Here is a 24,714-nt window from a genome sequence, read left to right on the forward strand (position 1 = left end):
TCTTTCATCCGATGCGAATGCACGTTCTCTTATTCTTTCATTATAGACTACTTTTCATTAAAAAATAAGGATGGTGTTGAGATTCTTAATAATCGATTTTTAAACAGTTACCGGCCCACCCGATTTATAATGTTCATTGCCTCTGTTCTAGTGAAAAAATCAAATAAAGAAGATGAAATCATGAGTGATTTCATCTTCTTTCCGTTCGTTCAACTCACTTTTTTCCTCAATCACACTTGCAATCTATCATGTGAATATACAAGATGTCATAAAGATGCTGGATTGGGGACATCTTCTTCGCTGTTTCACACTGATCATGCACCCAAAGAGCGGGATTGGGGACATCTTCTTCACCGGTTCACTTTGTTCTTGTACCCAAAGGGCGGGATTGGATACATCTTCTTCCCTGGTTCACACTGTTCATGTACCCAAAGGGCTTGCTTGGGTACATCTTCTTCCCTGGTTCACACTGATCATGTACCCAAAGGGGTGGATTGGATACATCTTCTTCACTGCTTCACACTGATCATGTACCCAAAGGGCTTGCTTGGATACATCTTCTCCGCCATCTTGCCACACTCATGTACCCAAAGGGGTGGATTGGGGACATCTTCTCCGCCATCTTGCCACACTCATGTACCCAAAGGGGTGGATTGGGGACATCTTCTTCACTGTTTTACTCAGATAATGTACCCAAAGGGCCGGATTGGGGACACATCTTCTTCACTGTTTCATACTGATCATGTACCCTAAGGGCTTGCTTGAGGACATCTTCTCCGCCATCTTGCCACACTCATGTACACAAAGAGTGGGTTGGATACATCTTCTTCACCATCTTGCCGTAATTATGTTCCAGAGGTGCTCGCCTTGATGCACCATTAATTGAATCGCACCAACAAAATTTCCTTAAAAATGATTCGCTGAGTATGTAAGTTAAATGGACCGGTCCTTATCCTAACCCCAAATGTTTTCCCAGCCAAATACCACTTGCTGCGGCCTGCGATAAAGAATGTGTTTCTCCTGAACAATCTCCAATGAGATACAAGCCAGAGACTTCACTTTCAAAAAAAGTGTTCGTAAATAATTTCGGCTCATAAAATTTGGCATCGATTCCGTAAATCAATGTGTCGCCATGAATTCTTTCACCCAGCAGACCTTCAAGCGAGGATAACATCTCAAGCAGCGCCCTGGTATACAGACCGGGAACTTCCTCTATCACACTTCCGCAATCTGCAGACAAAGTTGGCAGGATGCTATTCTGACGTAAGTCGTTTGTGATTCGACCGGATTTTAAATCTTCTAATCTCTGTACCACGATTCTGTCCGTTCCTCTATTAATCTTTTGGATGACAGATTCAGCATACTCCTGTGCTTCGCCCTGTGTACTGAAATACCTCGGCACAAACAATGTGAAATTCAGATTGTGACTGGGCATCTCCTTCTCCCTTACATTCTGACCATCCGGCATCACCAGCCCATGCTGATGTTTCCGGATGATCCGTCCTTGTGGATTCATGCAATAGGTGGTCGCTGTATAAGAATCACCTGAATAGGTCAGTTTCGTTTCAAAGGTTTCCTTCAGGATCGCATCCAGCTGGCTGCCTTTCATTTCCACACGCAGGCCCAAATCAAGCCTTGTTTCTCCTGGTAAAAGCCCCAGTGATTCTGTCTGCTGCTTCAGCCACCTGCTTCCGCTCATTCCTGTAGCCATCACCAGCTTCCTGGTACGAAAATGTCTATCCTCTGAACTTAATTGAAATCCTTCAGAATCACGTGTAATCGAGTCGATCCTTGTTTCAAAGGTCAAATCGGCTTTCTCTTTTAAAAACTCATATATTCCTTGAAAGACCTCTTGCGCCAACTTAGTTCCGAGATGGCGGACAGTTGTGGAGAGAACTCTGAATTTATACCGCTCTGCCCTGGCAGAAAGCTCCTCATTAAGGGTGTTGTACGTCTCCACAACTCCTCCACCAAACGCACACAGAATTTCATCCACTTCTTTCATCAGTTCCATTGCGTGCTCTTTTCCGACTTTCCTGCCAAGTTCTCCACCAAAATCATTGGTATAGTTGAATTTCCCCTCTGATTTTCCAAGCCCGGAAAACCCTATGTATTTTGAGCAGTTTTCCACGCAAGTACAAGTACCTCCATTGTCGAGGCCGCAGACGCGCTCCTCCAGTTTCTTACCAAGATCTATAATATGTATGTTGATATCCTCATTCTCTTTTAATAACTGATAAGCTGTGAAAATGCCGCTCACACCTGCTCCAATGATAGTGACGTCATACAAGCTGTCCTTCAAAAACCTCACTTCCTTTCTGATTCATTCTCAGTTGCTAAAACGTATCTCTCAAGGAGAACCCCTTACTCATATCTTTTTATCTATTTTACTTCCAGTTTCTTTTTTCAGTTCCTTGTTCAACATCTTGAGTTCACTTCTCAACTTCCTGATTTCACGAGAAGAATCAATTCCCTCTGCCACTGCTTTCTTTATCACAAAGTAAAAGCCAAGGATTATGAATAAATAAATCATTCCTGCTATTATTGCTTCCACGAGTTAACCACCTTTTTCTCCGAAGATAATGCTGCCAGGGAGATCAACTGATTGCATGGAATCCTCAAAAATGCAAATCGATGATGCCAGACAGGCCCTATACTGCAGCGATTTCACAAATACTAAAATCCATGCTTCCAGATAACCGCGCTGACTGAACGGATTCCTCGAAAATGCAAATCGATGCCGTCAGACTGCTTCAATTCGACAAATACTAAGACCCTTCCAGACAGACCCAACATACTCAAAAGGTACCCTTCATCATTTAAATGTTCGCTCTCCATTGTCTAATTCCCTCTTTAAAAGAAGACCCATCTCCAATACCAATGAACAGCTGGCTTGAACTTATCGAGGAAATTGCCGCCCTATGTATCAACAAATATAAAAAAGGCAGTTCCCCTGCTCAAAGGAGAAACTGCCTATACATTAATTTTTCTTCGTTAACTCCAAGGCTTTTTTGATATCTTTGTAAGAATTTGACTTGCCATACATCAAAACTCCGCCCCTGTATATTCGTGCTCCGAACCAGCCCAAAATCAGAATGGAGAGAACAAGGACAGCAATACCGAGGATAGGTTCCCAGACAGCTATATTGAGCATCCCCACTCGCAGGAACATGACCATTGGAGTGAAGAATGGGATATACGAAGCCGCAGTAATAAAGCCAGCCTCAGGATTGCCCAGTCCATAAAAGGCAATGAAGAAGCCGATCATGATCAGGAAGGTCATCGGCATGACCATTTGCTGGACATCTTCAATCCTGCTGACAAGGGAGCCCAGAAGTGCCGCCAAAGTCGCATACAGGAAGTAACCAAGAAGGAAGAACAGGATGGCATAGATGATAATGCCCACAGGGATTTCATTCAATCCGAAAAACTCCATTATCCCTCCCATTTCGGAATCTGCTTTGCTTGTCAGGGCAAAGTACCCGACTCCCAGTAATATCGACAACTGAGTCAAGCCGACCAGGCCGATTCCCAAAATTTTTGCGAACATCTGCTTTACCGGTGAAACACTTGAGATCAAGATTTCCATAACACGCGATGATTTTTCCGTTGCCACTTCCATCGCGATCATATTGGCATAGATAATGACCGAAATGTAGATAAAGAATAATAGAAGATACACAATCCCTCGTGCCTGATTCAATTCTTCTTCTGATTTAGCTCCCTCTACCAGCGCTTCCCTCTCAAAGGAAACTGGAGCACTTAATGAAGCCAGCTCTTCGGGTGACAGTTCCAGGTTTTCAGCAGCGATTGATGATTTGATTGCCTGCAGGGCATTCTGCAGATCATTTGCCAGTGAAGAAGCGGAAATCGACTCAGACTTATAGATTCCTTGAGGCAGGCCGTTTTCATCTTCGGAAAGAATCAGATATCCATCATAGGTCCCTTCTTCTGTACTTTCCTTCAAGCTCTCTTCACTTTCACTCGTTTGTTCTAATTCCACCTCTTCATTCATCGTGCTCAATTGAGCGGAGAAGGGACTGAACAACTCACCTGTTTCATCAACAACAGCAACCACATCCTGTTCATCCCCGCTGAAGCCTTCGATGATCCCCTGTAAGTTGGCCAGCAAGAAAATACCTGCCGCCACAATGAGGGTGGTGATGATGAATGACTTGGCCTTCAATTTATTCAGGTACGATTGGCCGACGATCAAGAAAAAATTATTCATATGAAGTACCTACTTTCTCAATGAAAATATCATTCAAGGACGGCTCCTCCAGTTCAAACTTGCGGACGAAGCCTCTCTTGACCACTTCGTTGAAAACATCCTGTGCAATATCTTCGGATTGGACCTGAAGCTGAATTCCCTCCGTCGTTTTCTTTGTCTTAGTCACTCCGGAAAGTGTTTGCAGAAAACTCAAATCGTAATCCGCATGGATCGTCACGTTCTTCTTTCCGAACGAACGCTTGATTTCTTTTAACCCTCCATGCACTACCGGAGTTCCTTTATGCATAATACATAGGTTCTCACAAAGCTCTTCTACATGTTCCATCCGATGGCTCGAAAACACGATTGTCGTTCCGCTTTCCTTGATATCGGCAACCGCATCCTTCAACAGCTCCACATTGACGGGGTCAAGGCCGCTGAAAGGCTCATCGAGAATCAATAACTTCGGTTTATGTATAATGGAAGCAATCAACTGGATCTTTTGCTGATTCCCTTTAGATAACTCCTCCACTTTTTTGGTTTTATATTCAGGAACATTGAATCGCTCTAACCAGTACTCCAGCTCTTTTTCAGCTTCTCGTTTATCCATTCCTCTCAAGCGGGCGAGGTAAATGATTTGGTCATTTACTTTCATCTTCGGATATAAACCGCGCTCTTCCGGAAGGTAGCCAATTTCCGGACTAGTTGAGTAATCAATTTTTTTGCCATTCCAGGTAATGGTTCCCGCACTCGGATCAAGCAGCCCGAGGATCATCCTGAAAGTGGTCGTTTTGCCAGCACCATTCCCCCCCAAGAAACCAAACATCTCTTTTTCCGGTATGCTGATCGATAAATCATCCACTGCAGTGAACTTCCCGAATCGCTTCGTCACATTGTTCAATGATAATACCATGCTTTTTCCTCCCCTTTGCTTCCCAAGTAGAACAGCAGCCTTCCACTATTCTATTCATTCTCTCATATAAGATTCTCCACCTTCTTAATACGAATGTATAGTGAAAAAGATTCGTTTATCAATAAAAAAAGAAAATTTCATCATTGCAAAAGCTTTATTATTCATTAAAATTATGCAAGAATAATAGTAACTATCAGAATTTTTAAAAAGGGGATAGAGACATGAAGGTTTATAAACTTACGGTTTTCGAACAAACAGGGGAAAATATTTACGAAGATTCCTTTGAAGCAGCAACAGATGATGAAGCAAAAAAAATCGGAAAAGGTATTCTTGAAGAAAAAGGATACGAAGATCACACTCACCGATGCGCTTCACCTCTAGGCAAACTGGTTTTGTTTCACCCATAGATTCCGCGGGATATCCTAACTGACATACAAAGCAAGAGCAGGACGCACTGAGCTGCACAGGCTGCAGTGCGTTTTTAGTTTTTAAAAATTATTTTTTCATGACGTGTAAAGGATAAGAATTATCATCCGCTTGTCCTCCAGCACATAATGGATGGATTACTCAAAAAAACCCAAGAAACGTCCTGTGTTATCAGTTCACGGGACGTTTCTTTATCATTTATAAGCTGCAGCTATTACTAACAGGTTTCAACATTCATTCGCCTTTAAATTGAGGAACCCGCTTTTCAACAAATGCTCTTATGCCTTCTTGGTGATCATGTGTCTGCCGCATTTTCCACTGTCCTGCTTTTTCCAGTTCCAATGCTTTTTCAAGCCTGTCCTTGTTCATCTCCGCATAAATCGATTTTGATTCAATAATCGACATCAAAGGCTTCTGCAGGCATTCTGTGATATATTTTTCAATGGCTCTGTCGAGTTTGCCCGATGGAATGGCTTCATCCACAAGCTTCTTCATCAGTGCTTCCTGCCCTTCAATCACCTTTCCTGTCCACATAAGCTTCTTCGCCCTGCCGGTGCCCAGGCGTTGCTCAAGGAAAAAGTGTCCTCCACCATCCGGTATAAGGCCTATGCCTATGAAATTCATCGCCAGCTTGCTGTCTTCCTCGCAGATGATATAATCGGTGGCCAGCGCCATGCTCAGCCCCAAGCCGGCTGCAGCCCCATGTATACCGGTGATCGTCAATTTTTTCATCGTGTAAAGCGTCATGGCCAGCTCGCTGATGACTTCCATAATCTCAGAAAATTCCTGCTCTCCGCCAAGATTCAGCATTTCTTTGATGTCCCCTCCTGAAGAGAACCCCTTTCCTTCCCCTCTCAGGACCAAAACCAGGATATCATCATCTTTCTCGACTTCCTTCAGACAGTTCTTGAGCTCCCTCATCATTTGCGGATTCATGGCATTCAATGACTTGGGCCGGTTCAATGTCACCGTTGCGATCTTCCCGCTCTTTTCAAGTTTAATAGTCTCATACAGTGCATTTACATTCATGAAAAAACACCCCTTGTTCGCGTGAGTTCCAAATTTTTTTAATATTCTATTAAAATTATACCAAATTAATCTTCAAAAATATCAATATATGCTTGAATAAAAAATGCAAGTCCGTTTCATCCGGCCTGAGCGGAAATCGAATTTATCAACTGCTACAATCTTTGCGAGAACGGCCTTTTAAAAAGAAGAAAGCCGGCAGACTCCCGGCTTCCCACTGTTGTGCTCTAATAATTTATTGTCCTACCCGGTCTTTCACTTGATCACGCAGGGCTCTCTTTAAAAACTTTCCAACCGAGGTTTTAGGAATCTCTTCAAAGAACAAAATCTCGTCAGGCAGCCACCATTTGGCGAATTGCGGTTGAAGGAAAGCATAGATTTCCTCTTTCGTCGTATTCTGGTGATCTCCTTCTTTCAGAACCACGCAGGCTACCGGACGCTCCTGCCATTCAGGATGCGGTACGGCAACCACTGCCGCTTCAAATATACTTTCATGAGCCATCAAAGCATTTTCCAAATCAACGCTTGAAATCCACTCTCCACCCGACTTAACCAGATCTTTTGTTCTATCGACGATTTTAATGAATCCTTCTTCATCCACTGTGACGACATCTCCTGTATACAGCCAGCCGTCCCTGAATGCATCCTCCGTCCGTTCATCTTTATAGTACTCCGAAGCAATCCACGGTCCTCTTAATGTAAGTTCGCCCATTTCCTTTCCATCCCAGGAAACCTCTCCATCCTTACCGATGATTTTCATTTCTAATCCTGGTACAAGCATACCCTGTTTGGCTTTTACATTATATTTTTCCTCTTTATCCCACTCTTCCATATAACTCTTTTCACCTGTCACCACTGCCAGCGGACTGGTCTCCGTCATTCCATATGCATGCATGAATGGGATGCCATGCTTTTCTTCAAACGCTTTGATCATACCAAGCGGCGCAGCAGATCCTCCGCAAAGAATCGACCGCAGGCTGGAAAGGTCATACTCATTTTCATCAAGCTCTTTTAACAAACCAAGCCAGATGGTCGGGACCCCGGCTGTGATCGTTACTTTCTCTTCCTGCATCAATTCAGCCAGCAGTTTAGGTGTAAAATATGGTCCCGGAAGCACTTGGGATGTTCCGAACCAAGTTGCCGCAAATGGAAGTCCCCAAGCATTTACATGAAACATCGGCACCACCGGCAGGGCAATATCTTTTTCAGATACTCCTGTCGTATCGGCAAGGCCAAGAGCCATGCTGTGAAGGACGATACCTCTGTGAGAGTAGACTACTCCTTTTGGATTCCCGGTCGTTGCACTTGTATAGCACATTCCCGCCGGAGCATTCTCATCAAGGTCATCCCTGAATTTTTGATTCGGATCTCCTTCTGCAAGAAGTTCTTCATAATGGTACACAGGTGACAGCGAGGTTTCAGGGAGTTCTTCTTTATCGGTCATGATGACAAAAGCTTCTACTGTTTTCAATTGGTCCTTCACTTTTTCAATTAAAGGTACAATGTCGGAATCAATCAGCAGGACCTTGTCTTCCGCATGATTGATTATGTATATGATATGCTGTGGAGCAAGCCGGATGTTGATTGTGTGAAGCACGGCTCCGCTGCAAGGCACGGCAAAATAGGCTTCTAAATGCCTGTGGTGGTTCCATGCAAGTGTGCCCACCTTCTCGCCTTCCTTGACACCCAGCTTCTCAAGCGCACTGGACAGCCTGCGGGTCCGTGCAGCCATTTCTTTATAAGTGAATCGGCTGATACCGCCTTCTGTCCGCGATACGATTTCTTTCTTAGGGTAAAACTTTTCAGCACGTTCAATCATTTGTGTAAGCAGCAAAGGAGTATTCATCATTGGACATCTCTCCCATCATTTTTGAAATCGCTTTCAAATTACTTCACTAAAATATATGCTTGGCTATACTATTCTCATTCGCTATTTATCATCGAATCCCTCTAAAGTTAAGTTAATTTTCTGAAAATAAATCCAATCCCGATTAACCCACAGAAAATACTGTTGGAATTCCCGGTTTCAATCTGGCTTTGGCTTTGCTTAAAGAAAAACGGCCCTCTGAGTTTTACGGGATTCGTTTTCGAGTATAAAATTTAGAATACATTAAAAGGAGTCCCACATCTCATCGGTTTTGACACTCCTTTTGATGTGATTTAACGTTTTTTAGATAAATCTGTTCAATTGGTGTGACAAAATGCAGCCTAAACAGAAATTGACAGAAAATATCGTTCTTCAAAATTTGCATCAAAACTCCTATACACTTTAATTCCCTAAATTAATGTTGAGAGCAGTTAACTGAAATAAGCTAGCAATGATTTAATTGGAACGGAAGGTGCGTGACCTCCTGCGGGACTAGCGTGACAGGTGAGACCCCACAGGCGAAGCCGAGGAGGCTCACCGCACGCCCCGCGGAGTCACGCACCTGGAGTGGAAATCAATAAACCCTCAGAGACATCAGCCATGACCATATTTTGATTTTTTGGTGCAAATCACCTAACCATTTCAATTTAAAAAGCCACAGTCTTTGTGAAAACAGCTTAAAGAAAAAACGGCCCTCTGAGTGAGGACCGTTTTACATATATTAATTTAGAAGCTCATCCAGAATTTGCAGCTTCTTCTCTGTATAGTTTTTAAATCCTTCATTGTAGGCTTTCGGTTCTTTAGGATTGGCGAAATGAGTGATTTTCCCGGTTTCAGGATCAATGAATTTACTTGCAGCACCGCAACCAATGCCGATGATTGTCTGCATTTCTTCCATGATCATGATGTTGTAGATGCTGTCCTGCCCGGGAAGAGCATAGCCAACATTTTCAAGATTGCCTAGAATGTTTTTCTGGCGGTACAGATAATAAGGAGCGTAATTATGTGTTTGTGTCCACTCATCAGCGAGTGACATCATTCTTTCAATCTCTTCTCTGCCTGCCACTTTGTATTTATCTTTATTCCTTGTCATCTCTGAGGCTCTTTTGAAAGAAAGGGTGTGAACAGTCAATGACTCGGGCATCAATTTTTTCGTCTCAGTCAATGAATGGGTGAACTCTTCTACACCTTCACCAGGCAAGCCGATGATCAGGTCCATGTTGATGTTTTTCATTCCCATTTCTCTTGCCAGATGGAACTTTTCAATCGTTTCTTCTACTGAATGATGTCTTCCGATTGCTTTTAAAGTTTCATTCGTGTAAGACTGAGGATTGATGGATATGCGGTCGATGTTCCACTTATTCAGCACCTCTAATTTTTCAGGAGAGATGGTATCCGGGCGTCCCGCTTCAACAGTAACTTCTCTTATATCATCCACATCCGGGAACGAGCGGTACATTTCTTCATACAGCAGATCCATCTGCTCAGCGGTAATGGAGGTCGGTGTTCCGCCGCCGTAATAGACCGTCGTGATCTTTACATCATTTTCCTTCAGCCAGCGGCCGGTTTCCTGAATTTCATAATGCAGCCCGGAAAGGAATGAGTCCACTCTTCCCTGTTTCCCCAGAATTGCATAGGCCGGGAACGTACAATAAGCACATTTTGTCGGGCAAAAAGGAATTCCAATATAGATACTGACTTCTTTTTGAAGAGAATAGAGGTCAGGTACTACTGACAATTGCCTGTCGACGATTCTCTCCATCAATTCGATTTTTTCATCCGTGATCAGATAATCCTCTTTCAGTTTGCGGCGGATATCTTCCCGCGGCATGCCCTCTCTGATACTTTTATGAAACAGCTTGGTCGGACGGATGCCCGTGAGGATCCCCCAAGGCTGAATGATTCCCGTATATTCTTGCAAAACGTTCAAATAGACATGTGAAAGACCATTTTTAAAACTGCGGAATTTCTCTTTATCTGTTTGTTCTAAAGGAGCTTCTTTTTCGTATTGAGAAGTATGGTGTTGATCTTCGGATTCCAAAACAGCCGCTGCTGTTATGATATCTTTGATTTTTTCTAATTTAAATTCTATATGAAGGTCGCCTTTTTCCTTATGAAAAGGGTTGACCGCCGGTTCTTCAAAAAACAGATTGGCGATAAGCTGCAATGGACGATTGAAACGTTCATCATTCAAACCGCTGAATGTAATTTTCAATGTAATCACCTTTCAAGAAATCGATTTTCAACTTGTTCTAGTGTACAGAAGGACGGGGGAATGGTCAATACACAAAGGGAGGAGTGTCTTTTAGATGAGTAGGGATTTACCGCGGTTATCAATGGGATTTCACGAGACTTTCTTGAGGGGGCTTTTGCTGTCATGTGTTCCTGTGGCGGAGGTTCTCCCTTTGATGTGCTGCTTTTGCCTGCGAGGGACATCATCTCTGCATTTTCTCTTTTTGATGTACCTCGCTCCGCCGGCGGGGTACATCATCTCTGCATTTTCTCTTTTTGATGTACCTCGTTCCGCCAGCGAGGTACATCATCTCGGGATTTTCTCTTTTTAATGTACCTCGTTCCGCCAGCGAGGTACATCATCTCGGGATTTTCTCCTTTTGATGTACCTCGCTCCGCCTGCGAGGGACATCATCTTTGAATTTTCTCTTTTTAATGTACCTCGCTCCGCCAGCGAGGTACATCATCTCGGGATTTTCTCTTTTTGATGTACCTCGCTCCGCCTGCGGGGTACATCATCTCTTCAATTTCTCTTTTTGATGTACCTCGCTCCGCCTGCGGGGTACATCATCTCTGGATTTTCTCTTTTTGATGTACCTCGCTCCGCCTGCGAGGTACATCATCTCTGGATTTTCTCCTTTTGATGTACCTCGCTCCGCCTGCGAGGTACATCATCTCTGGATTTTCTCCTTTTGATGTATCTCGCTCCGCCTGCGAGGTACATCATCTCTGGATTTTCTCCTTTTGATGTATCTCGCTTCGCCTGCGAGGTACATCATCTCGGGATTTTCTCCTTTTGATGTACCTCGCTCCGCCAGCGAGGTACATCATCTCGGGATTTTCTCCTTTTGATGTACCTCGCTCCGCCTGCGAGGTACATCATCTGGGGATTTTCTCCTTTTGATGTATCTCGCTTCGCCTGCGAGGGACATCATCTCTGGATTTTCTCCTTTTGATGTACCTCGCTCCGCCGGCGAGGTACATCATCTCTGGATTTTCTCTTTTTGATGTACCTCGCTCCGCCTGCGAGGGACATCATCCAATACTACCCCTGCTGGGTGCATTGCGTTTGCCACTGAAGTACGTTATATCAAGACTCTCACCAAAAATCCTCAGCCATAACAAAAAACTGACCCGCCAAGGCCAGTTCCCTAAATATCTATGACTTTATGACATTCATTTTCTTCAGAAATTCGATAGGCTGCTGTTTCCGGAAAAGTTCTTTTACAGCGTAGGCTACTCCATTTTGTACATTTGTACGCGTTATCCAGTCTGCTGCACTTTTCACATCCGGGGACGAATTCCCCATCGCGATTCCAAGTCCGCAGCAGTCCAGGAGGTCCTTGTCGTCCTGGTTTGCCCCCACCATTACGACTTGGTCGCGGCTGATGCCTGCCCTTTCGCACACGTACAGAAGACCCCGGAGTTTTGAAACTCCCCTCTTGACGATGTCGACCCGGTCATGGTCCGTCACAATGCAATCCACCTCATGGTACATGCCCTTAATCGCCATAACGGCATCATTCCGCTCGGCTTCTGAATTGAATTTGGCTTCTATTTTCAAAGCAGAGGAAGGATCTTCGAAAAGATACTCACTCAATGAATCAGTGTACTGGGTGCTGTAGATGAAACTTGATTCCCGGTTGAAAAGTACTTTTTCACGAAGAGATCCAGATAGTTTCATCCTGTTCATGACGGCCATCCTGTCCTGGACGACCCTTAACTGACAATCCATCTCCTCAAGGAATTTAACAATCTCATAAGATATATCCTCATGAATCTTATTAACATAAAGCGGTTTACCTAGATGAGTCCCAATATAAGCCCCTTGATGGGTAACCAGGGGATTATCGATTTTCAATGCTTTGGCAACCCTTTTAGCGGAAGGAAATGTCCTTCCTGTAATCAGAGTTACGTAGATACCTTTGCTCTGGACGTATTCTACTGCTTCTTTCGTTTCTTTGCTTATGCGGCCGTTGTGAAGCAGAGTACCGTCAATATTCATTGCCAACATACGATAAATCATGGATGCGCCTCCTCAATTGTTGTCTATTATCACCCGCAGGGATTTATGAAAAAATGGGAATGGAATGGTAACCATGTCCACTCTAGTCCTTTGTATACTTTTATGAGTTGGACATAGAAAATATGACAAGTTTAATGGGAGGCCCTGGCTTCAACTTCTTCCATACATGTACGGAGAGCTGATATCGTTCTCACTATCTGCAGTATACCTGCTGGCGGCGTTATTTCTACGACTCCAATTCACACCCTGTTCAAGTACCAAAACCACAATTTCACGAAATAGAAAAATTCCTCAAAACTTCTACACCTGGAACCTGTTCGGCTCAATAAAAACAACCAGTTTGAATTGGTGGTTTGCTCTGCTGCTGGAAGCCTGTCTTACCGGGCTTGGCCTAAAAGGCAAACTGAAGGATTTACTTATGCAATCTATTCTCTTTAAATCTTTCTTGAGAAATAAGGGAAGAATTTCCGCTTATTTAAGTAAAAGCTCGAAAAACAGCTAAAATAAGCGGAGAAATTTCCCTTATTCTCTTAAAAAGATCGAAACTGATTCATTTTGCTGTGCTTAAGCGGAAAAATTCCGCTTATTTACCCCATATTGAATTCTATTCCACAGCTTAACCGGAAAATTTCCGGTTATTTTAGATGTAATTATTCAGTTCCTTTACAAGGCATTTATCCTGCTAAATGAAAGGAAGTAATAGGGAAACCTGCTTTATCACTTCAGGAAGTGATAATTTTTCATACCACGCTATAAGCTCTCTGGTCCCCTCGGCATAGCCAGCGGTTTTCAGGACCATCAAATAAAAAAACGCTCCGGGCTGAATAGCCGCGGAGCGTTCTCGTCAAGCATTACTGTTCCATGGAACCGTATAGGTCTTCCAATGGTTTCATGATGACTTTATTCAGTTCATTGATCAGCATGCTCATTCTTTGTTCAGCTTCCATTAGTTTGGAAATCTTTTCGTCCTGCTGAACAAGTGCCGCTGTTTTTTGTGCATGTTCTACTTCTTCTTGGGAAAGTTCTTGACCGCTCATTTGTTTTTGCTGAAGATTCATTTGGATGTTACGGAAGTTTTCGAACATTTTTTGAGCCTGCTCATCGTTGTTCACTTCGTCATACATCTTCTTCAGGTTATTGTACTCGTCACTTTTTCGTAGTGCGCTTTCAAGTTCGTTTGCGTAATCATATAAATTTACTGCCAAAATCATTACCTCCTAAAAATCTCTTTCCAATCCTCTACCACTATAACAAAAGAAAAAGAGGAATGCGAGGATGCCGGGTTTCTGTACTATATCTATGCAAGGAATATGACAATTACACCTTGAATCAAGCCTATGATACCGCCTAATAATGCACCCAGATACGTAATCATTTTCAGTTCCTTGGAAGTGATGCCAAGGACCATTTCCTCCAGCCTTTGAACCGAGAAGGTCTCGACCTGCTCTCTCACTACTTCCTGTAGATGCAGTTTTTCCATGATCATTTCGATTTTTTCCGATACAGCCATCACACTCATTTCAAAAACATGAGGAACAATGACCTGCGTGATTCGTTTCTTGAAAGGTGATAGAACATCCTTCAAGCTCGTCGTCATCATCTTGTCCACAGACACTGCTTCAAGGATTGATTTTTTCAGGGATGGAAGAACATCTTCATCGCTGACATTTTTCAGGACGTCTTCCCATTGAGATTCCCTTAGCTTCTCCCATTCTGTTCTCAGGAGATTTCGCAGAATTTCTTTTGTGCCATCGTGTTTGATGAATTTTATGATTTCCGGCTGGATTTTTTCCGAAACGGATGAATTCCCAAGAAACATGCCAAGCATATTACCAAGCATCCCTCTTCCTTCAAGGAAATCATCGATCATGATTTTGACTTTCCTTTTGCCTTCCGGGCTTGAAAAATAGGCTTCACCTTTAGCGGCTATAAAATCGGCTGCCACCGGAATGTAAGCATCAATCTTTTCCTGCCAATGGAGAGGCAAAGTGGATTCGATTGTTTGGGACCGGTATTTTTCTTTAAAGCCATAGTATTTTTCATCAATCCATTTTTCGATACCATTTTCGATTGTTTCCGTATTCATCGGAATCTGCAGCTTTGCCAGCCAAGCTTCAATACTTTCATTAGAATCTACTAAGGGCTCTACACTTTCCCCGATCCAGGCAACGGCATCTGATTTGAACTGGCTGTTGTTCAGCTTTTTCTGGATGCTCTCGGGAGTAATCAAGTGGTGAACCACCATGTCCCCCAGCTGAGCGGCCATTTCGCTTCTTCTCTTTGGAATCAACCCTGGTGTAAAAGGAACTTTCCACTTCCCTATATAAACAGGTTTATATGGCCTGAACAACATTTTGATTGCAAGGGAATTCGTCATCCCGCCGATTGCCGCTCCAATCACGACCATTAAGACAAATGTTATAAAAATATTCATGATTTCATCCTTCCTTAAGGGCTGTGAAGCAATGGTTTATCAGGTATTTTCCAACGCACCTGAACATTTTCATCCATCCTACATAATATGCTATATCAGCATCCGCCCATTATCATATTATAAATTTTGTCCACGGACAGCGCAAACGGGGAGATTTTTATGTTCATTACATGCAGCACTTCTAACTCCATAACAGGGCAGCCTGTCTTGTTTGTTTCTGAGAATACTGCTCAGGACTGGAGGTGGGCAGCACACCAAGAGATATTTGTTGTGATGGGCCTTTCCCGCTATAAGGCCAAGGTTGTACCGGAAGTGCCCGAACATGGGAGAAATGAGCTTCTTTTTCCAGAGAATCATTCCTTGCAGCTGCGGGGGTTGCAACGCTTGACAGCTCACTTCTCTCCAAAAGAAAAAACTCTTTTCTTAGGACCGGTCATCGCTGTTTTAACCGATACAGATTCTCCCGGCCGGCCATCTATAGGACAATTGGGGCCGTATTATGAAGAATTGTATCAATATACTATTCGGCACGGAGGCCTTTTCTTTCTGACCGGCGCTTCACTCATTGACCAGCAGAGAGGTTTTTACTGGAATGAAGAAAAAGGAGAGTGGCTCGAAGGAAGCATCCCCTTGCCGGATATTCTGTACAACAGGATCCATTCACGAAAATCCGACCGCAGTGAATCCGTAAGACAATTAATCACCCTTCTTGAGGCACAGGACATATTTGTGTTCAATACATCCTACTTAACCAAGGATTCCGTAAATGAGCTTCTTTCAGGAGAAGACTATATTCTCGAGTATTTACCCCACACAGAAACATTCACCCTTTCCAGCCTCCGCCGGCTGCTGGGAAAACATAATGACCTTTTCATCAAACATATTGCAGGAAGCCAGGGAAAAAAACTCCTTCGCCTTGCTTACTTAGAGAATGACTATCGTTTAATTCAGAATATAGGCGGCGAAACCCTGCAGAAATCATTCTCTTCTTTTAAAGAAACCGCGGAAGAGCTGTCAAAACTTAAGGTTTCTTCGCATTTTATCATTCAGGAAACGATTGAACTCCTGACATCTGAAGATAGAGCACTGGACTTCCGGTTCCTCTGCCACCTGGTAGATAACCGTAAGTGGAAGCTGGTTTCCTCGGTAGCCCGTATATCAGGGCAAGGCCAGTTTGTATCAAATATAGCTCAAGGCGGGGACTTGGCTAAACCTCTGAAAGTACTGAGCACAATCTTCAGCAGGAGCGAAGCAGTAAGGATTTACAGGCTCATGGAAGAGCTGTCCCTCGCTGTCTGCATCAGGCTTGCTGAAAACAGTACCCTGACACTTGGTGAACTGGGAGTAGATCTTGGGGTGGATAAATCCGGGAAGCCATGGGTGATCGAAGTCAATTCCAAGCCCTCCAAACAGACCTATGTTGAGACCGGGGCAATCCGTCCGTCTGTCAAAACTCTTTATCACTTATCAAAAAGCATTTGGGAAGAAAGGAGAGCTTCATATGACCAGACTGGGAATTTTGATGCTGGAGCCTGATACCACTCATCCTTTTTATACTGGTATGGCGCAAACCAGTAAAACAATTGGAGTGGAAGTACTGTTATTTTCTCCTCTGCAAATCCACCCGCAAACAGAGTGGATTCAAGGATACCGCTTTTCAACAGATACAGGAAGCTGGATAAAAGATATTTTTACAATACCCGAATATATTTACGATAGAACCTTTTATGGAGATGATTTCAGTTCAAAGCAGGCAAAGGCTATAGTTCAATGGCTGAAAAACCGAGATGAATTATGCTTTTTAGGATATGGCCTGCCGAATAAATGGACGATTTACAAGCATTTAAAAACACAGGAAAAAGTTTCTCCTTATCTTCCCGAAACGATCTTGATTGATTCCATCCCGGAAACAATAGCCAAGATTAAAAGAGAAAAAAATGTCATCATCAAGCCGTTTGATGGTGCAAATGGTATGGGAGTTTTTGAAATACAATCTAAAAATGGAAACTTCCAAGTGCGGACCACGAAAAAACAGGAAATAGCAGAGAAGGAGATGGATGAGGAGACTCTTTCACGATGGCTTGAAGGCTTGGTTCAGAAAAGGAGCTTCATTCTTCAGGTGCAGCTTGATAACAGAGATGAACAGAATCGGCCGTTCGATTTACGGCTGCTGCTTCAGAAAAACGAAAATGACAAATGGAGTGTTTCCTGTAAAGGTTTCCGAGTCGGTATCCCCGGCTCCCTTCTCACGAATATTAGTTCAGGCGCTTCGGCGATTCCGTATGAAGAGTGGAAGAAAAAATTAAAACACTACAACTGGTTGTATATCGAATCTGAAATAAGAGATATTGTCCGTTCACTTCCGGAAGTCCTCGAGGAAGAGTTTGCCCCTCTCTTTGAAATCGGACTCGACATCATCATTGGAAGAGACAGTTCGGTATGGATTCTGGATATGAATTCTAAACCGGGCCATAAAATGCTGCAGCTTCTCAATCAGGATGAAATTCAACGGCTGCACTCTTTGCCGCTGCGGTACTGCAAAGCACTTCAAAGAAAAATGCCCGCCACAGGAGGCGATTCTTCTTGATAAAGCCCTTTAAATTAGAAGTATTCAAATCAAAGGAAAAAATACTCTATCTACCAGTAAGCATAGAAATTGAGAACATCACTGCCATCTCTCTGGGTTCATCCCACACTGAAGCACTCTGCAGAAAACATCCGAACGGACGAAATGTTGCTGCGGTCAGTTCGAGTCTGGCAGAAGAACTATCCCTCCCCCCTTTTATCACGGACATTTATATGTTTCAGCATGAAAATTCGGTCATTCTTGGTCCCCTGATTGGGATTTTCACCTCCGGCTTCACTTCTTTCTTGATGAAGCCGATTGGTGAGCGGTCATCTTTTTTTTCCAAACTGCTTTCCTTACAGTCTTCACTCGGCGTTATCCCATTCGTTTTTGGTGAAAACCATATTGATTGGGAGAACGGGCTTGTAAAGGGACATTTCTACAGCAGAAACCAATGGGTGACTCATATCGTCCCTCTGCCCAATGTGATTTATGACCGGCTGCCGAACCGCAGAAGCGAAAAAAAATCCAGTTACCAAGAGATCAAAACCCGGCTTCAGCAGCAATATGGGATCCCTTGGTATAATCCAGGTTTCTTTAACAAACTGGAAGTGTTTGAAAGGTTGGAAAATGATGATGAAGCTTTGCGGTATCTGCCGGAAACACATGCTTTTCAATCGTTTTCACAGATAGAAAGAATGATGTCCAAATACGGACACGTTTTTATCAAGCCCAAAAACGGAAGCCTGGGACTTGGCGTCCATCAATTTACCTTTAACCGCCTAACGGAAGACTACACTTGCAGGTTTCGAGATAAGAGCGGCAGGAACCGGCTTGTAAAATCGGCTTCCTTTGAAAAACTGCTCCAGAGAATCATACCGCCCAGAATATTGAGCAGGATGGTCATTCAGCAAGGAATTCATCTCATCAAGTCTGAAGACCGTCCAGTGGATTTTCGTGTCCATACCAATAAAGATGAAAATGGGGAATGGCAGGTCAGCGCAATCGCTGCGAAGGTCGCTGGTGAAGGAAGCGTCACGACCCACCTGCACAACGGGGGCTGTGTCAAAAGCCTGCAGGAACTGTTTCCGGACCGGGACCTTTGCCTCCGTACAGAGGAAAAACTAAAAAGTGCCGCCATCACGTTATCCTCGGCATTGGAACGGAATATGGAAGGTTTTATTGGGGAAATCGGTTTTGATTTTGGCATCGATGCCCTGGGCAGAGTCTGGCTGTTTGAAGCGAATTCAAAGCCAGGAAGATCTATTTTTTCACATCCGGATTTAAAATCGTTTGATCTTTTGACAAGACGACTTTCCTTGTCTTTTGGCTTATATCTTACTCAGAGATCAATCAAACAGCCTCAGGAGACGTTAAAATGAAAATCTATTATCAGCCGCAGAAGAAATTATTCTTTCACTCCGATCCTTCTCTGGCATCCCTGCTTTTTGGAAGAAACTCCTATATACTGTACAGAGAAAATGAACCCTATAAATACTGCTTTGACATATCCTCTAAGGGGACTGTTTGCGGTCCGGTCATCGGCATACTGACCGCTAAGAAAAAGGGAAGTTATCAAGGAAATTTCCCTTTGTTTCAAAATCTGCAGAAGGCCATCCAGTCCAAGGGCGGCCTTTCGTTTGTCTTTTCATACACTGACGTCGGGAAAGAAAGAATTGCCGGACTCTGCTTTCATGAAGAAAAAAATATGTGGGTGCCTTGCACCTTTCCCATTCCAAACTTCATCTACAACCGCATCCCTTCTCCCTCAGATGAGAGATCAGACGAATTTTTGGATTTTTTGCAGTGGGCAAGGAATCGGAACATCCAATTTTTCAACCCTCATTTTTTCAATAAGTGGGAGGTTCATCAATCCCTTTTCCAAAGTGAGTCCGTCCAGCCTCACCTGCCTGAAACAAGGCTGCTGCAGAACTCCGGGGATCTGCTGGAATATCTGGCAGAGAAGAAAAAAGTTTATATCAAGCCTGTCCTTTCTTCCAAAGGAAAAGGAATCAGGCTCATTGAACTTTGTGAAGACGGCCAGATTCTCTGTAAAAGTACAAAGAAAATCGAGAAATTCATCCGGTTCGACCGCTTGATCTTGAAATATCCTGAATGGTTTGAGACGGATACATTCATCTATCAGGAAGCCATTCAATGCAAAAAAATGAATGACCACCGCTATGATCTCAGGGTGCTTGTCCATAACTCAGGAAAAGGGTTTGAAATCACCGGAATCGGAATCAGAATCTCAGAACGCCAAGAGGTAACGACACATGTCCCCCAAGGCGGCCGGATTCTCCCGTTTCAGCGTATTGAATCGAAAGAGCTGGTAAAAAGGATTGAGGTCCTGGCAGCAGATTGCGGAGAACAGCTTCAAACCACATTCGGCCTCATTGGTGAATTTTCAATGGACCTTGGGATCAAGGAAGACAGCGGGACCCTTATCGTCTTTGAAATCAATGCCAAACCCATGCGGTTCGACGAAGGCGAGATCGAAGAAAAGCGGCTGAAAAACCTGGCTGATGCCTTTTTCCTTCACTCGGCAAATGCCCGGAAGTTCTCTACTTAAGATCCATATAAATGCTGTTGAATCTTACCGCATTAGCGGGTACCTGTGTCATGATCAAAAAAATGGGCTGATAAATATGCCTCCCCGGGCAGGCCATCAGCAAATCTCGATATAATTCAGCTTCCTTCAGTTCGGATTTCAGCGCCACCAGGACGCCCTCCCTGAATGACGTGAAGTCCGTTTTTTTGTTTTCTATGGAATAATACTTCCCCGTCAGCATGCGGTACACATACTGAAGAAGTTCATAATGTTCCCTCTTATCCCCTTCTGCCTGCTGGATACTCTCTCTGTAAACAGAATTTGTGGTTTTCGTCTGCAGTTCCTTATAAAAATTGCGCAATCTCCACGAATGATCAATCCCTGTTTGCAGCCGATTGACAAACAACATACCAGCACCCCTTCGCATAAAATAACTATAGTACAGCAGCGCGTCACAGCGCTAAGAGGGACAGTCCCTTTTAGTGCTTTAACGCAGCATACTACCGTCCCCCTTCTTCAAGCTGTAATAAATCTTATGACAGATGATAAAGGTTTATGTCACATTACAGGGATTCGTGCCAGTGTCGTTCTTATTCCCCACTGTAAAAAATCAGGAGAAAGGTTTAGAATAGTAAGAAGAATCAGCCGGTGATGATGCCGGAGCAAACTTAAGGGGGCAACAGGGAATGATTCAGCATTTTCAATTTAGAAGTATGTATGAGAACAAAAAATTACCGGGTTGGACTTTTTCCTTTTACTATAAAGGTACAAGATACGAAGGCAGCTACCACAAGAATGGCACGATAGAATGGAAAGAAGCACAACCACCTTCTGAAGAGGAAGAAATCATTCAAAAGCAAATTCACGAATTGATGCTGTTTCATGTTTATGAGTGAAAAGCATGCTGAATAAACTTCTCCTATCCATGCACAATAAAGACAGGTACTCTAAGGAGGAGTTAAAGTGGCAAAAAATAAAAAAGAAGCAGAATTCTCTCCCGATACACATTATGAAGGAAAGAAGGAAGCCTATCTGGATGTAGACCGGATCGTTAATGAAGGTCTGAGCGGGGGCTCCGTGCATATGCGCGATGAGGTCTCTAATATCGAGCAGTCAATGGACCTTGAGGAAGAAGAACCCCCAGTAGAACAGGGATAGAAAGGATCGGTTCAAAACCGGTCCTTTTTTCAGTCTCATGAAATCATTTTTTTCTTAGCTGTGAACAGGCCCTATCTCTACTGGAACGGACTTAGCCCAAAGGATCAATACCCCTCCTCTAATAGACTTAAATAGAGTCCTGCTTTCAGTTGCAATCCAATCTTTTTGAATCTCGGCCGGCATTCTCGTAAAATGATACATATTAGAAAACTTAAATGAGGGAATATGATGCTTTCAAAACTACAACAAAAATATCCTGAATCCAAATTATATAAAGTGCCTCCTTCAGAACTAATTCCGGATCATCTGCTGCTGGCCAATGAAACAAATGAGGAATTCCTGTCCATTCCAAAACAAAATCTTTCTCACGGTGAAATAGAGCTGCTACTCACACTGTTCTCCGAAGCAGTTCCATCAGGAAATATTCAGAACAAGACCGAAGAAAGCAAGAACTGGCATGAGTATTTGTACGCAGGAGATTCACCAAAATTCAGTGTTTCTCCAAAGGACATGTACCGGATCATTCAATTTTCAATAGAAGAAAAAGTAGAAACCGATTTGCTTACAGAAGCTCTTCGCAGCATCTTTGCCGAGCAGGCTGTCATTGTTTTCAACTCTCCTGCATCCGGGGCAATTGTGGAGAAAAAGACGGAATGGACGCTTCCTGAAGAAGAACTGTTATCTGCAGCAGCGGTAATAGAAGGAGATTTCTATGTATCACCAAGGTTCTTCATAGGAAGGTTTTATTCTATTGATGATTCTTTCCTTTCTTTTTTTGAAGAAGAAAGAAACCTTTTCACTTTTGCAGAAAAAAATATCTCTAAGGGCAGGGTGTTCACTTTTCCATCCACCTTCCCTCCGTTCGCCCTCCATTACGTGCCGAAACAAACGAAAACCCGCATGTTTGCTGATATTAAGGGCGTATTTGCAGAAGATGAGGAATTGAAAAAAACAATCAAAACCTATTTGGAGAACCAATCGAACACGAGCCAGACAGCCAAAGCCCTGTTCATGCACCGCAATAGTGTTCAGTACAGGATCGATAAATTCATAGAAAAAATCGGCATCGATATTAAAACCTTTCAAGGTGCCTTAACGGTTTATCTGGCCTGCCTTGAAACTGAAGTGGATGACAACAACATGGGGGACTAAGCAACATGCCCAAACCCTCCATGTTTTTTTTATGCACTTTACCCATTACAATAAGTAAGCGTTTTCTATTACAATGGTTTTAACAAAGAGATAGAAAACAGGAGGCAAACAAAATGGCAGAATTACAAATGAAAAATATTTATAAAGTTTATGATAAAAACGTTACAGCGGTAAAAGACTTCAACCTTGACATACAAGATAAGGAATTCATCGTATTCGTCGGCCCTTCAGGGTGCGGTAAGTCCACAACTTTGAGAATGGTAGCCGGTTTGGAAGAAATCTCAAAAGGTGATTTCTATATTGACGGCAAACGAGTAAATGACGTAGCACCAAAAGACCGTGATATTGCGATGGTTTTCCAGAACTACGCACTATATCCGCATATGAGTGTTTATGACAACATGGCATTCGGTTTGAAATTGCGTAAATTCGACAAGCAGGAAATCGACCGCCGCGTACAAGACGCAGCCAAGATCCTTGGTCTTGAATCATTGCTCGACCGTAAACCAAAAGCATTATCAGGTGGTCAGCGTCAGCGTGTGGCCCTGGGCCGTGCGATTGTTCGTGACGCAAAAGTTTTCTTGATGGATGAGCCGCTTTCCAACCTTGATGCAAAACTTCGTGTACAAATGAGGGCGGAAATTGCCAAGCTTCACCAGCGCCTGCAGACAACAACGATTTACGTGACACATGACCAGACAGAAGCGATGACAATGGCTTCCCGCATCGTCGTTATGAAAGACGGACTGATTCAACAGGTTGGTTCTCCTAAAGAAGTTTACGACCGACCTGAAAACGTATTTGTCGGCGGATTCATTGGATCTCCAGCTATGAACTTCTTCCGCGGAACACTTCAAGAAGGCAAGTTCTCATTTGGAGAAGATGCTGTTGAAGTTCCAGAAGGAAAAATGAAAGTTTTGCGTGAACAAGGATACATTGGTAAGGACATCATCCTTGGTGTAAGACCGGAAGATATCCATGATGAGCCTCTATTCATCGATTCTTCTCAAGGTTCAAAAATCAGAGCAAAAATCGAAGTATCCGAATTGACTGGTGCAGAAACAATGCTGTATTCCCGCCTTGGCGACCAGGATTTCGTTGCCCGCGTTGATTCTCGTACAGATGTTGAAGCAGGCCAAACAATCGACTTGGCATTCGATATGAATAAAACTCACTTCTTTGATGCAGAAACAGAAGACCGCATCCGCTAATTGATTAACAAAAAAACTGCGCTCATCCATTGAGCCGCAGTTTTTTTTGTTTTTTGAATTCTCTTTGCCTGAATTACTAAATCTCCATGAATTTAATGACCCGGGTTTCATCATGTCCGCAATCTCCCGAAAACAAGTGGAGACAATCATCAGAACCGGAACTGTCCGGGATTCCATCCGCCAGCTTAATTTCATCGATATCCATATAAGCGCTGTAATCATCGAAGAAATCATATACCCTTCCCTTGTCCGTAAGTTTTGAACCGCACTTGGAACAATCGATTTCCTTACGGACCACTCCATTGCATAAAGCACATACCTTCATTTTCATCACCGTTTTCCGTAGGATTCATTCATTACTTATCCTTTGTTTATCCACATGATTTATGTGTTAATCTTCTCTGTCCCTTCAGGAATAAATTCCCTCTGACAATCTGGTATATATTCTTTTAAAAGTCCCATAATACAGAGTAACAGCAACAACAAAACATTCAATCAACCACATTAATGGGTCATCCAAATGAGATGGCCGCAGAAACTTTGCGGGACTGGTGCAAGTCCAGTTGACCCAACCATAAAAACAACAAGGAGATGACAAAACATGCAAAACCAACAACAATCACGCAGCAACAACTCTAACCAACTAGTGGCTCCAGGAGCTCAACAAGCTATCGACCAAATGAAGTACGAGATCGCTTCTGAATTTGGTGTACAACTTGGTGCAGACACAACTGCACGTGCCAACGGTTCTGTAGGTGGAGAAATCACTAAACGCCTTGTACAAATGGCAGAACAGCAAATCAGCGGTTCACAACAACGTTAATCTAACTTAATATTAATATGGCTACAGCCCCTGACTTTTAGTCAGGGGCTCCTATTTTTATATCCTCGTTTTCGCGAAAAATGTGATTATTTCACTTAAGGTGCGGCTTCTGAATCAAC

Annotated in this window: 23 protein-coding genes; 10 read left to right on the forward strand and 13 right to left on the reverse strand. The window is 43.3% G+C overall.

Annotation, left to right across the window (positions count from 1 at the left end):
- Positions 1 to 949 precede the first annotated feature (949 nt).
- The 5 genes from FZC79_RS12575 to FZC79_RS12590 form a co-directional block, all read right to left on the reverse strand.
- A complete protein-coding gene (locus tag FZC79_RS12575; protein ID WP_148947194.1) occupies positions 950 to 2,290 on the reverse strand; it encodes an NAD(P)/FAD-dependent oxidoreductase in 1,341 nt (446 codons plus the stop codon).
- 78 nt (positions 2,291 to 2,368) lie between these two features.
- The gene (locus tag FZC79_RS12580) at positions 2,369 to 2,554 is read right to left on the reverse strand and encodes a hypothetical protein (protein ID WP_148947136.1); all 186 of its coding nucleotides are present in this window, start codon (positions 2,552 to 2,554) and stop codon (positions 2,369 to 2,371) included.
- A gap of 122 nt (positions 2,555 to 2,676) precedes the next feature.
- Positions 2,677 to 2,838 carry a hypothetical protein gene (locus FZC79_RS23175; RefSeq protein ID WP_187442766.1) on the reverse strand — a complete coding sequence of 54 codons (162 nt, stop codon included), beginning with the start codon at positions 2,836 to 2,838 and terminating at the stop codon, positions 2,677 to 2,679.
- Positions 2,839 to 2,980: 142 nt separating this feature from the next.
- A complete protein-coding gene (locus tag FZC79_RS12585; RefSeq protein ID WP_148947137.1) occupies positions 2,981 to 4,231 on the reverse strand; it encodes an ABC transporter permease in 1,251 nt (416 codons plus the stop codon).
- Positions 4,224 to 5,123 (reverse strand): ABC transporter ATP-binding protein, encoded by a 900-nt coding sequence (locus FZC79_RS12590; RefSeq protein WP_148941089.1) that lies wholly within the window; start codon positions 5,121 to 5,123, stop codon positions 4,224 to 4,226. Before FZC79_RS12590 ends, FZC79_RS12585 begins: the two co-directional genes overlap by 8 nt.
- Before the next feature lie 221 nt (positions 5,124 to 5,344).
- Here FZC79_RS12590 and FZC79_RS12595 point away from each other — a divergent pair, with 221 nt between their 5' ends.
- The gene (locus FZC79_RS12595; protein ID WP_148941087.1) at positions 5,345 to 5,530 is read left to right on the forward strand and encodes a YhzD family protein; all 186 of its coding nucleotides are present in this window, start codon (positions 5,345 to 5,347) and stop codon (positions 5,528 to 5,530) included.
- Positions 5,531 to 5,783: 253 nt separating this feature from the next.
- Here the strand turns inward: FZC79_RS12595 and FZC79_RS12600 are convergent, their stop codons facing one another.
- The 6 genes from FZC79_RS12600 to FZC79_RS12625 form a co-directional block, all read right to left on the reverse strand.
- Positions 5,784 to 6,578: an enoyl-CoA hydratase gene (locus tag FZC79_RS12600; protein ID WP_148947138.1), complete on the reverse strand. Its 795-nt coding sequence runs from the start codon at positions 6,576 to 6,578 to the stop codon at positions 5,784 to 5,786.
- 232 nt (positions 6,579 to 6,810) lie between these two features.
- Positions 6,811 to 8,424: a long-chain fatty acid--CoA ligase gene (locus FZC79_RS12605; RefSeq protein ID WP_148947139.1), complete on the reverse strand. Its 1,614-nt coding sequence runs from the start codon at positions 8,422 to 8,424 to the stop codon at positions 6,811 to 6,813.
- Positions 8,425 to 9,163: 739 nt separating this feature from the next.
- Positions 9,164 to 10,657: a coproporphyrinogen III oxidase gene (locus tag FZC79_RS12610; protein WP_148947140.1), complete on the reverse strand. Its 1,494-nt coding sequence runs from the start codon at positions 10,655 to 10,657 to the stop codon at positions 9,164 to 9,166.
- A 1,176-nt stretch (positions 10,658 to 11,833) separates the two neighbouring features.
- Positions 11,834 to 12,700, reverse strand: coding sequence for a Cof-type HAD-IIB family hydrolase (locus tag FZC79_RS12615; protein WP_148947141.1), 867 nt, complete (start codon positions 12,698 to 12,700; stop codon positions 11,834 to 11,836).
- Positions 12,701 to 13,551: 851 nt separating this feature from the next.
- The gene (locus FZC79_RS12620) at positions 13,552 to 13,905 is read right to left on the reverse strand and encodes a YlbF family regulator (protein ID WP_148941077.1); all 354 of its coding nucleotides are present in this window, start codon (positions 13,903 to 13,905) and stop codon (positions 13,552 to 13,554) included.
- A 92-nt stretch (positions 13,906 to 13,997) separates the two neighbouring features.
- Positions 13,998 to 15,134, reverse strand: coding sequence for a DUF445 domain-containing protein (locus FZC79_RS12625; RefSeq protein WP_148947142.1), 1,137 nt, complete (start codon positions 15,132 to 15,134; stop codon positions 13,998 to 14,000).
- 159 nt (positions 15,135 to 15,293) lie between these two features.
- Here FZC79_RS12625 and FZC79_RS12630 point away from each other — a divergent pair, with 159 nt between their 5' ends.
- From FZC79_RS12630 to FZC79_RS12645, 4 genes are read left to right on the forward strand one after another with little or no spacing between them, the layout of a single operon-like run.
- Positions 15,294 to 16,670 carry a YheC/YheD family protein gene (locus tag FZC79_RS12630; protein ID WP_148947143.1) on the forward strand — a complete coding sequence of 459 codons (1,377 nt, stop codon included), beginning with the start codon at positions 15,294 to 15,296 and terminating at the stop codon, positions 16,668 to 16,670.
- The gene (locus tag FZC79_RS12635) at positions 16,636 to 17,721 is read left to right on the forward strand and encodes a YheC/YheD family protein (RefSeq protein ID WP_187442767.1); all 1,086 of its coding nucleotides are present in this window, start codon (positions 16,636 to 16,638) and stop codon (positions 17,719 to 17,721) included. The genes FZC79_RS12630 and FZC79_RS12635 overlap by 35 nt, the downstream gene beginning before the upstream one ends.
- On the forward strand, positions 17,718 to 19,082 hold the full coding sequence (locus tag FZC79_RS12640; RefSeq protein WP_148947145.1) for a YheC/YheD family protein: 1,365 nt from the start codon (positions 17,718 to 17,720) through the stop codon (positions 19,080 to 19,082). Before FZC79_RS12635 ends, FZC79_RS12640 begins: the two co-directional genes overlap by 4 nt.
- Positions 19,079 to 20,272, forward strand: a complete 1,194-nt coding sequence (locus FZC79_RS12645; protein ID WP_148947146.1) for a YheC/YheD family protein — start codon at positions 19,079 to 19,081, stop codon at positions 20,270 to 20,272. The genes FZC79_RS12640 and FZC79_RS12645 overlap by 4 nt, the downstream gene beginning before the upstream one ends.
- Here FZC79_RS12645 and FZC79_RS12650 read toward each other — a convergent pair.
- Positions 20,265 to 20,660 (reverse strand): hypothetical protein, encoded by a 396-nt coding sequence (locus FZC79_RS12650; protein ID WP_148947147.1) that lies wholly within the window; start codon positions 20,658 to 20,660, stop codon positions 20,265 to 20,267. The genes FZC79_RS12645 and FZC79_RS12650 overlap by 8 nt on opposite strands.
- A gap of 277 nt (positions 20,661 to 20,937) precedes the next feature.
- Here FZC79_RS12650 and FZC79_RS12655 point away from each other — a divergent pair, with 277 nt between their 5' ends.
- The 4 genes from FZC79_RS12655 (at position 20,938) to FZC79_RS12670 (ending at position 23,772) form a co-directional block, all read left to right on the forward strand.
- Positions 20,938 to 21,147, forward strand: coding sequence for a YheE family protein (locus tag FZC79_RS12655; protein ID WP_148947148.1), 210 nt, complete (start codon positions 20,938 to 20,940; stop codon positions 21,145 to 21,147).
- Positions 21,148 to 21,214: 67 nt separating this feature from the next.
- Positions 21,215 to 21,409 carry a hypothetical protein gene (locus FZC79_RS12660; protein WP_148947149.1) on the forward strand — a complete coding sequence of 65 codons (195 nt, stop codon included), beginning with the start codon at positions 21,215 to 21,217 and terminating at the stop codon, positions 21,407 to 21,409.
- Between the two features lie 228 nt (positions 21,410 to 21,637).
- Complete coding sequence (locus FZC79_RS12665; RefSeq protein ID WP_187442768.1) at positions 21,638 to 22,561, forward strand: PucR family transcriptional regulator; 924 nt, start codon at positions 21,638 to 21,640, stop codon at positions 22,559 to 22,561.
- Between the two features lie 113 nt (positions 22,562 to 22,674).
- Positions 22,675 to 23,772 (forward strand): ABC transporter ATP-binding protein, encoded by a 1,098-nt coding sequence (locus tag FZC79_RS12670; RefSeq protein WP_148941057.1) that lies wholly within the window; start codon positions 22,675 to 22,677, stop codon positions 23,770 to 23,772.
- 76 nt (positions 23,773 to 23,848) lie between these two features.
- Here FZC79_RS12670 and FZC79_RS12675 read toward each other — a convergent pair whose 3' ends face one another.
- Entirely contained in the window at positions 23,849 to 24,103 is a 255-nt protein-coding gene (locus tag FZC79_RS12675; protein ID WP_252183320.1) for a hypothetical protein, read from the reverse strand.
- Between the two features lie 270 nt (positions 24,104 to 24,373).
- Between FZC79_RS12675 and FZC79_RS12680 the strand changes: the two genes are divergently transcribed.
- Positions 24,374 to 24,595: an alpha/beta-type small acid-soluble spore protein gene (locus tag FZC79_RS12680; RefSeq protein ID WP_148941053.1), complete on the forward strand. Its 222-nt coding sequence runs from the start codon at positions 24,374 to 24,376 to the stop codon at positions 24,593 to 24,595.
- Positions 24,596 to 24,714 lie beyond the last annotated feature (119 nt).

The sequence above is a fragment of the Rossellomorea vietnamensis genome (assembly GCF_008180615.1).
Lineage (GTDB): Bacteria > Bacillota > Bacilli > Bacillales > Bacillaceae_B > Rossellomorea > Rossellomorea vietnamensis_D.

Bases quoted from the DNA above. Each gene is read 5' to 3' on its own strand.
- FZC79_RS12595 (WP_148941087.1), top strand. From the start codon at position 5,345: ATGAAGGTTTATAAACTTACGGTTTTCGAACAAACAGGGGAAAATATT.
- FZC79_RS12605 (WP_148947139.1), bottom strand. From the start codon at position 8,424: ATGATGAATACTCCTTTGCTGCTTACACAAATGATTGAACGTGCTGAA.
- FZC79_RS12645 (WP_148947146.1), top strand. From the start codon at position 19,079: ATGAAAATCTATTATCAGCCGCAGAAGAAATTATTCTTTCACTCCGAT.
- FZC79_RS12630 (WP_148947143.1), top strand. From the start codon at position 15,294: ATGTTCATTACATGCAGCACTTCTAACTCCATAACAGGGCAGCCTGTC.
- FZC79_RS12625 (WP_148947142.1), bottom strand. From the start codon at position 15,134: ATGAATATTTTTATAACATTTGTCTTAATGGTCGTGATTGGAGCGGCA.
- FZC79_RS12675 (WP_252183320.1), bottom strand. From the start codon at position 24,103: ATGAAAATGAAGGTATGTGCTTTATGCAATGGAGTGGTCCGTAAGGAA.
- FZC79_RS12670 (WP_148941057.1), top strand. From the start codon at position 22,675: ATGGCAGAATTACAAATGAAAAATATTTATAAAGTTTATGATAAAAAC.
- FZC79_RS12615 (WP_148947141.1), bottom strand. From the start codon at position 12,700: ATGATTTATCGTATGTTGGCAATGAATATTGACGGTACTCTGCTTCAC.
- FZC79_RS23175 (WP_187442766.1), bottom strand. From the start codon at position 2,838: ATGGAGAGCGAACATTTAAATGATGAAGGGTACCTTTTGAGTATGTTG.
- FZC79_RS12590 (WP_148941089.1), bottom strand. From the start codon at position 5,123: ATGGTATTATCATTGAACAATGTGACGAAGCGATTCGGGAAGTTCACT.
- FZC79_RS12680 (WP_148941053.1), top strand. From the start codon at position 24,374: ATGCAAAACCAACAACAATCACGCAGCAACAACTCTAACCAACTAGTG.
- FZC79_RS12650 (WP_148947147.1), bottom strand. From the start codon at position 20,660: ATGTTGTTTGTCAATCGGCTGCAAACAGGGATTGATCATTCGTGGAGA.
- FZC79_RS12585 (WP_148947137.1), bottom strand. From the start codon at position 4,231: ATGAATAATTTTTTCTTGATCGTCGGCCAATCGTACCTGAATAAATTG.
- FZC79_RS12665 (WP_187442768.1), top strand. From the start codon at position 21,638: ATGCTTTCAAAACTACAACAAAAATATCCTGAATCCAAATTATATAAA.
- FZC79_RS12635 (WP_187442767.1), top strand. From the start codon at position 16,636: ATGACCAGACTGGGAATTTTGATGCTGGAGCCTGATACCACTCATCCT.
- FZC79_RS12655 (WP_148947148.1), top strand. From the start codon at position 20,938: ATGATTCAGCATTTTCAATTTAGAAGTATGTATGAGAACAAAAAATTA.
- FZC79_RS12600 (WP_148947138.1), bottom strand. From the start codon at position 6,578: ATGAATGTAAATGCACTGTATGAGACTATTAAACTTGAAAAGAGCGGG.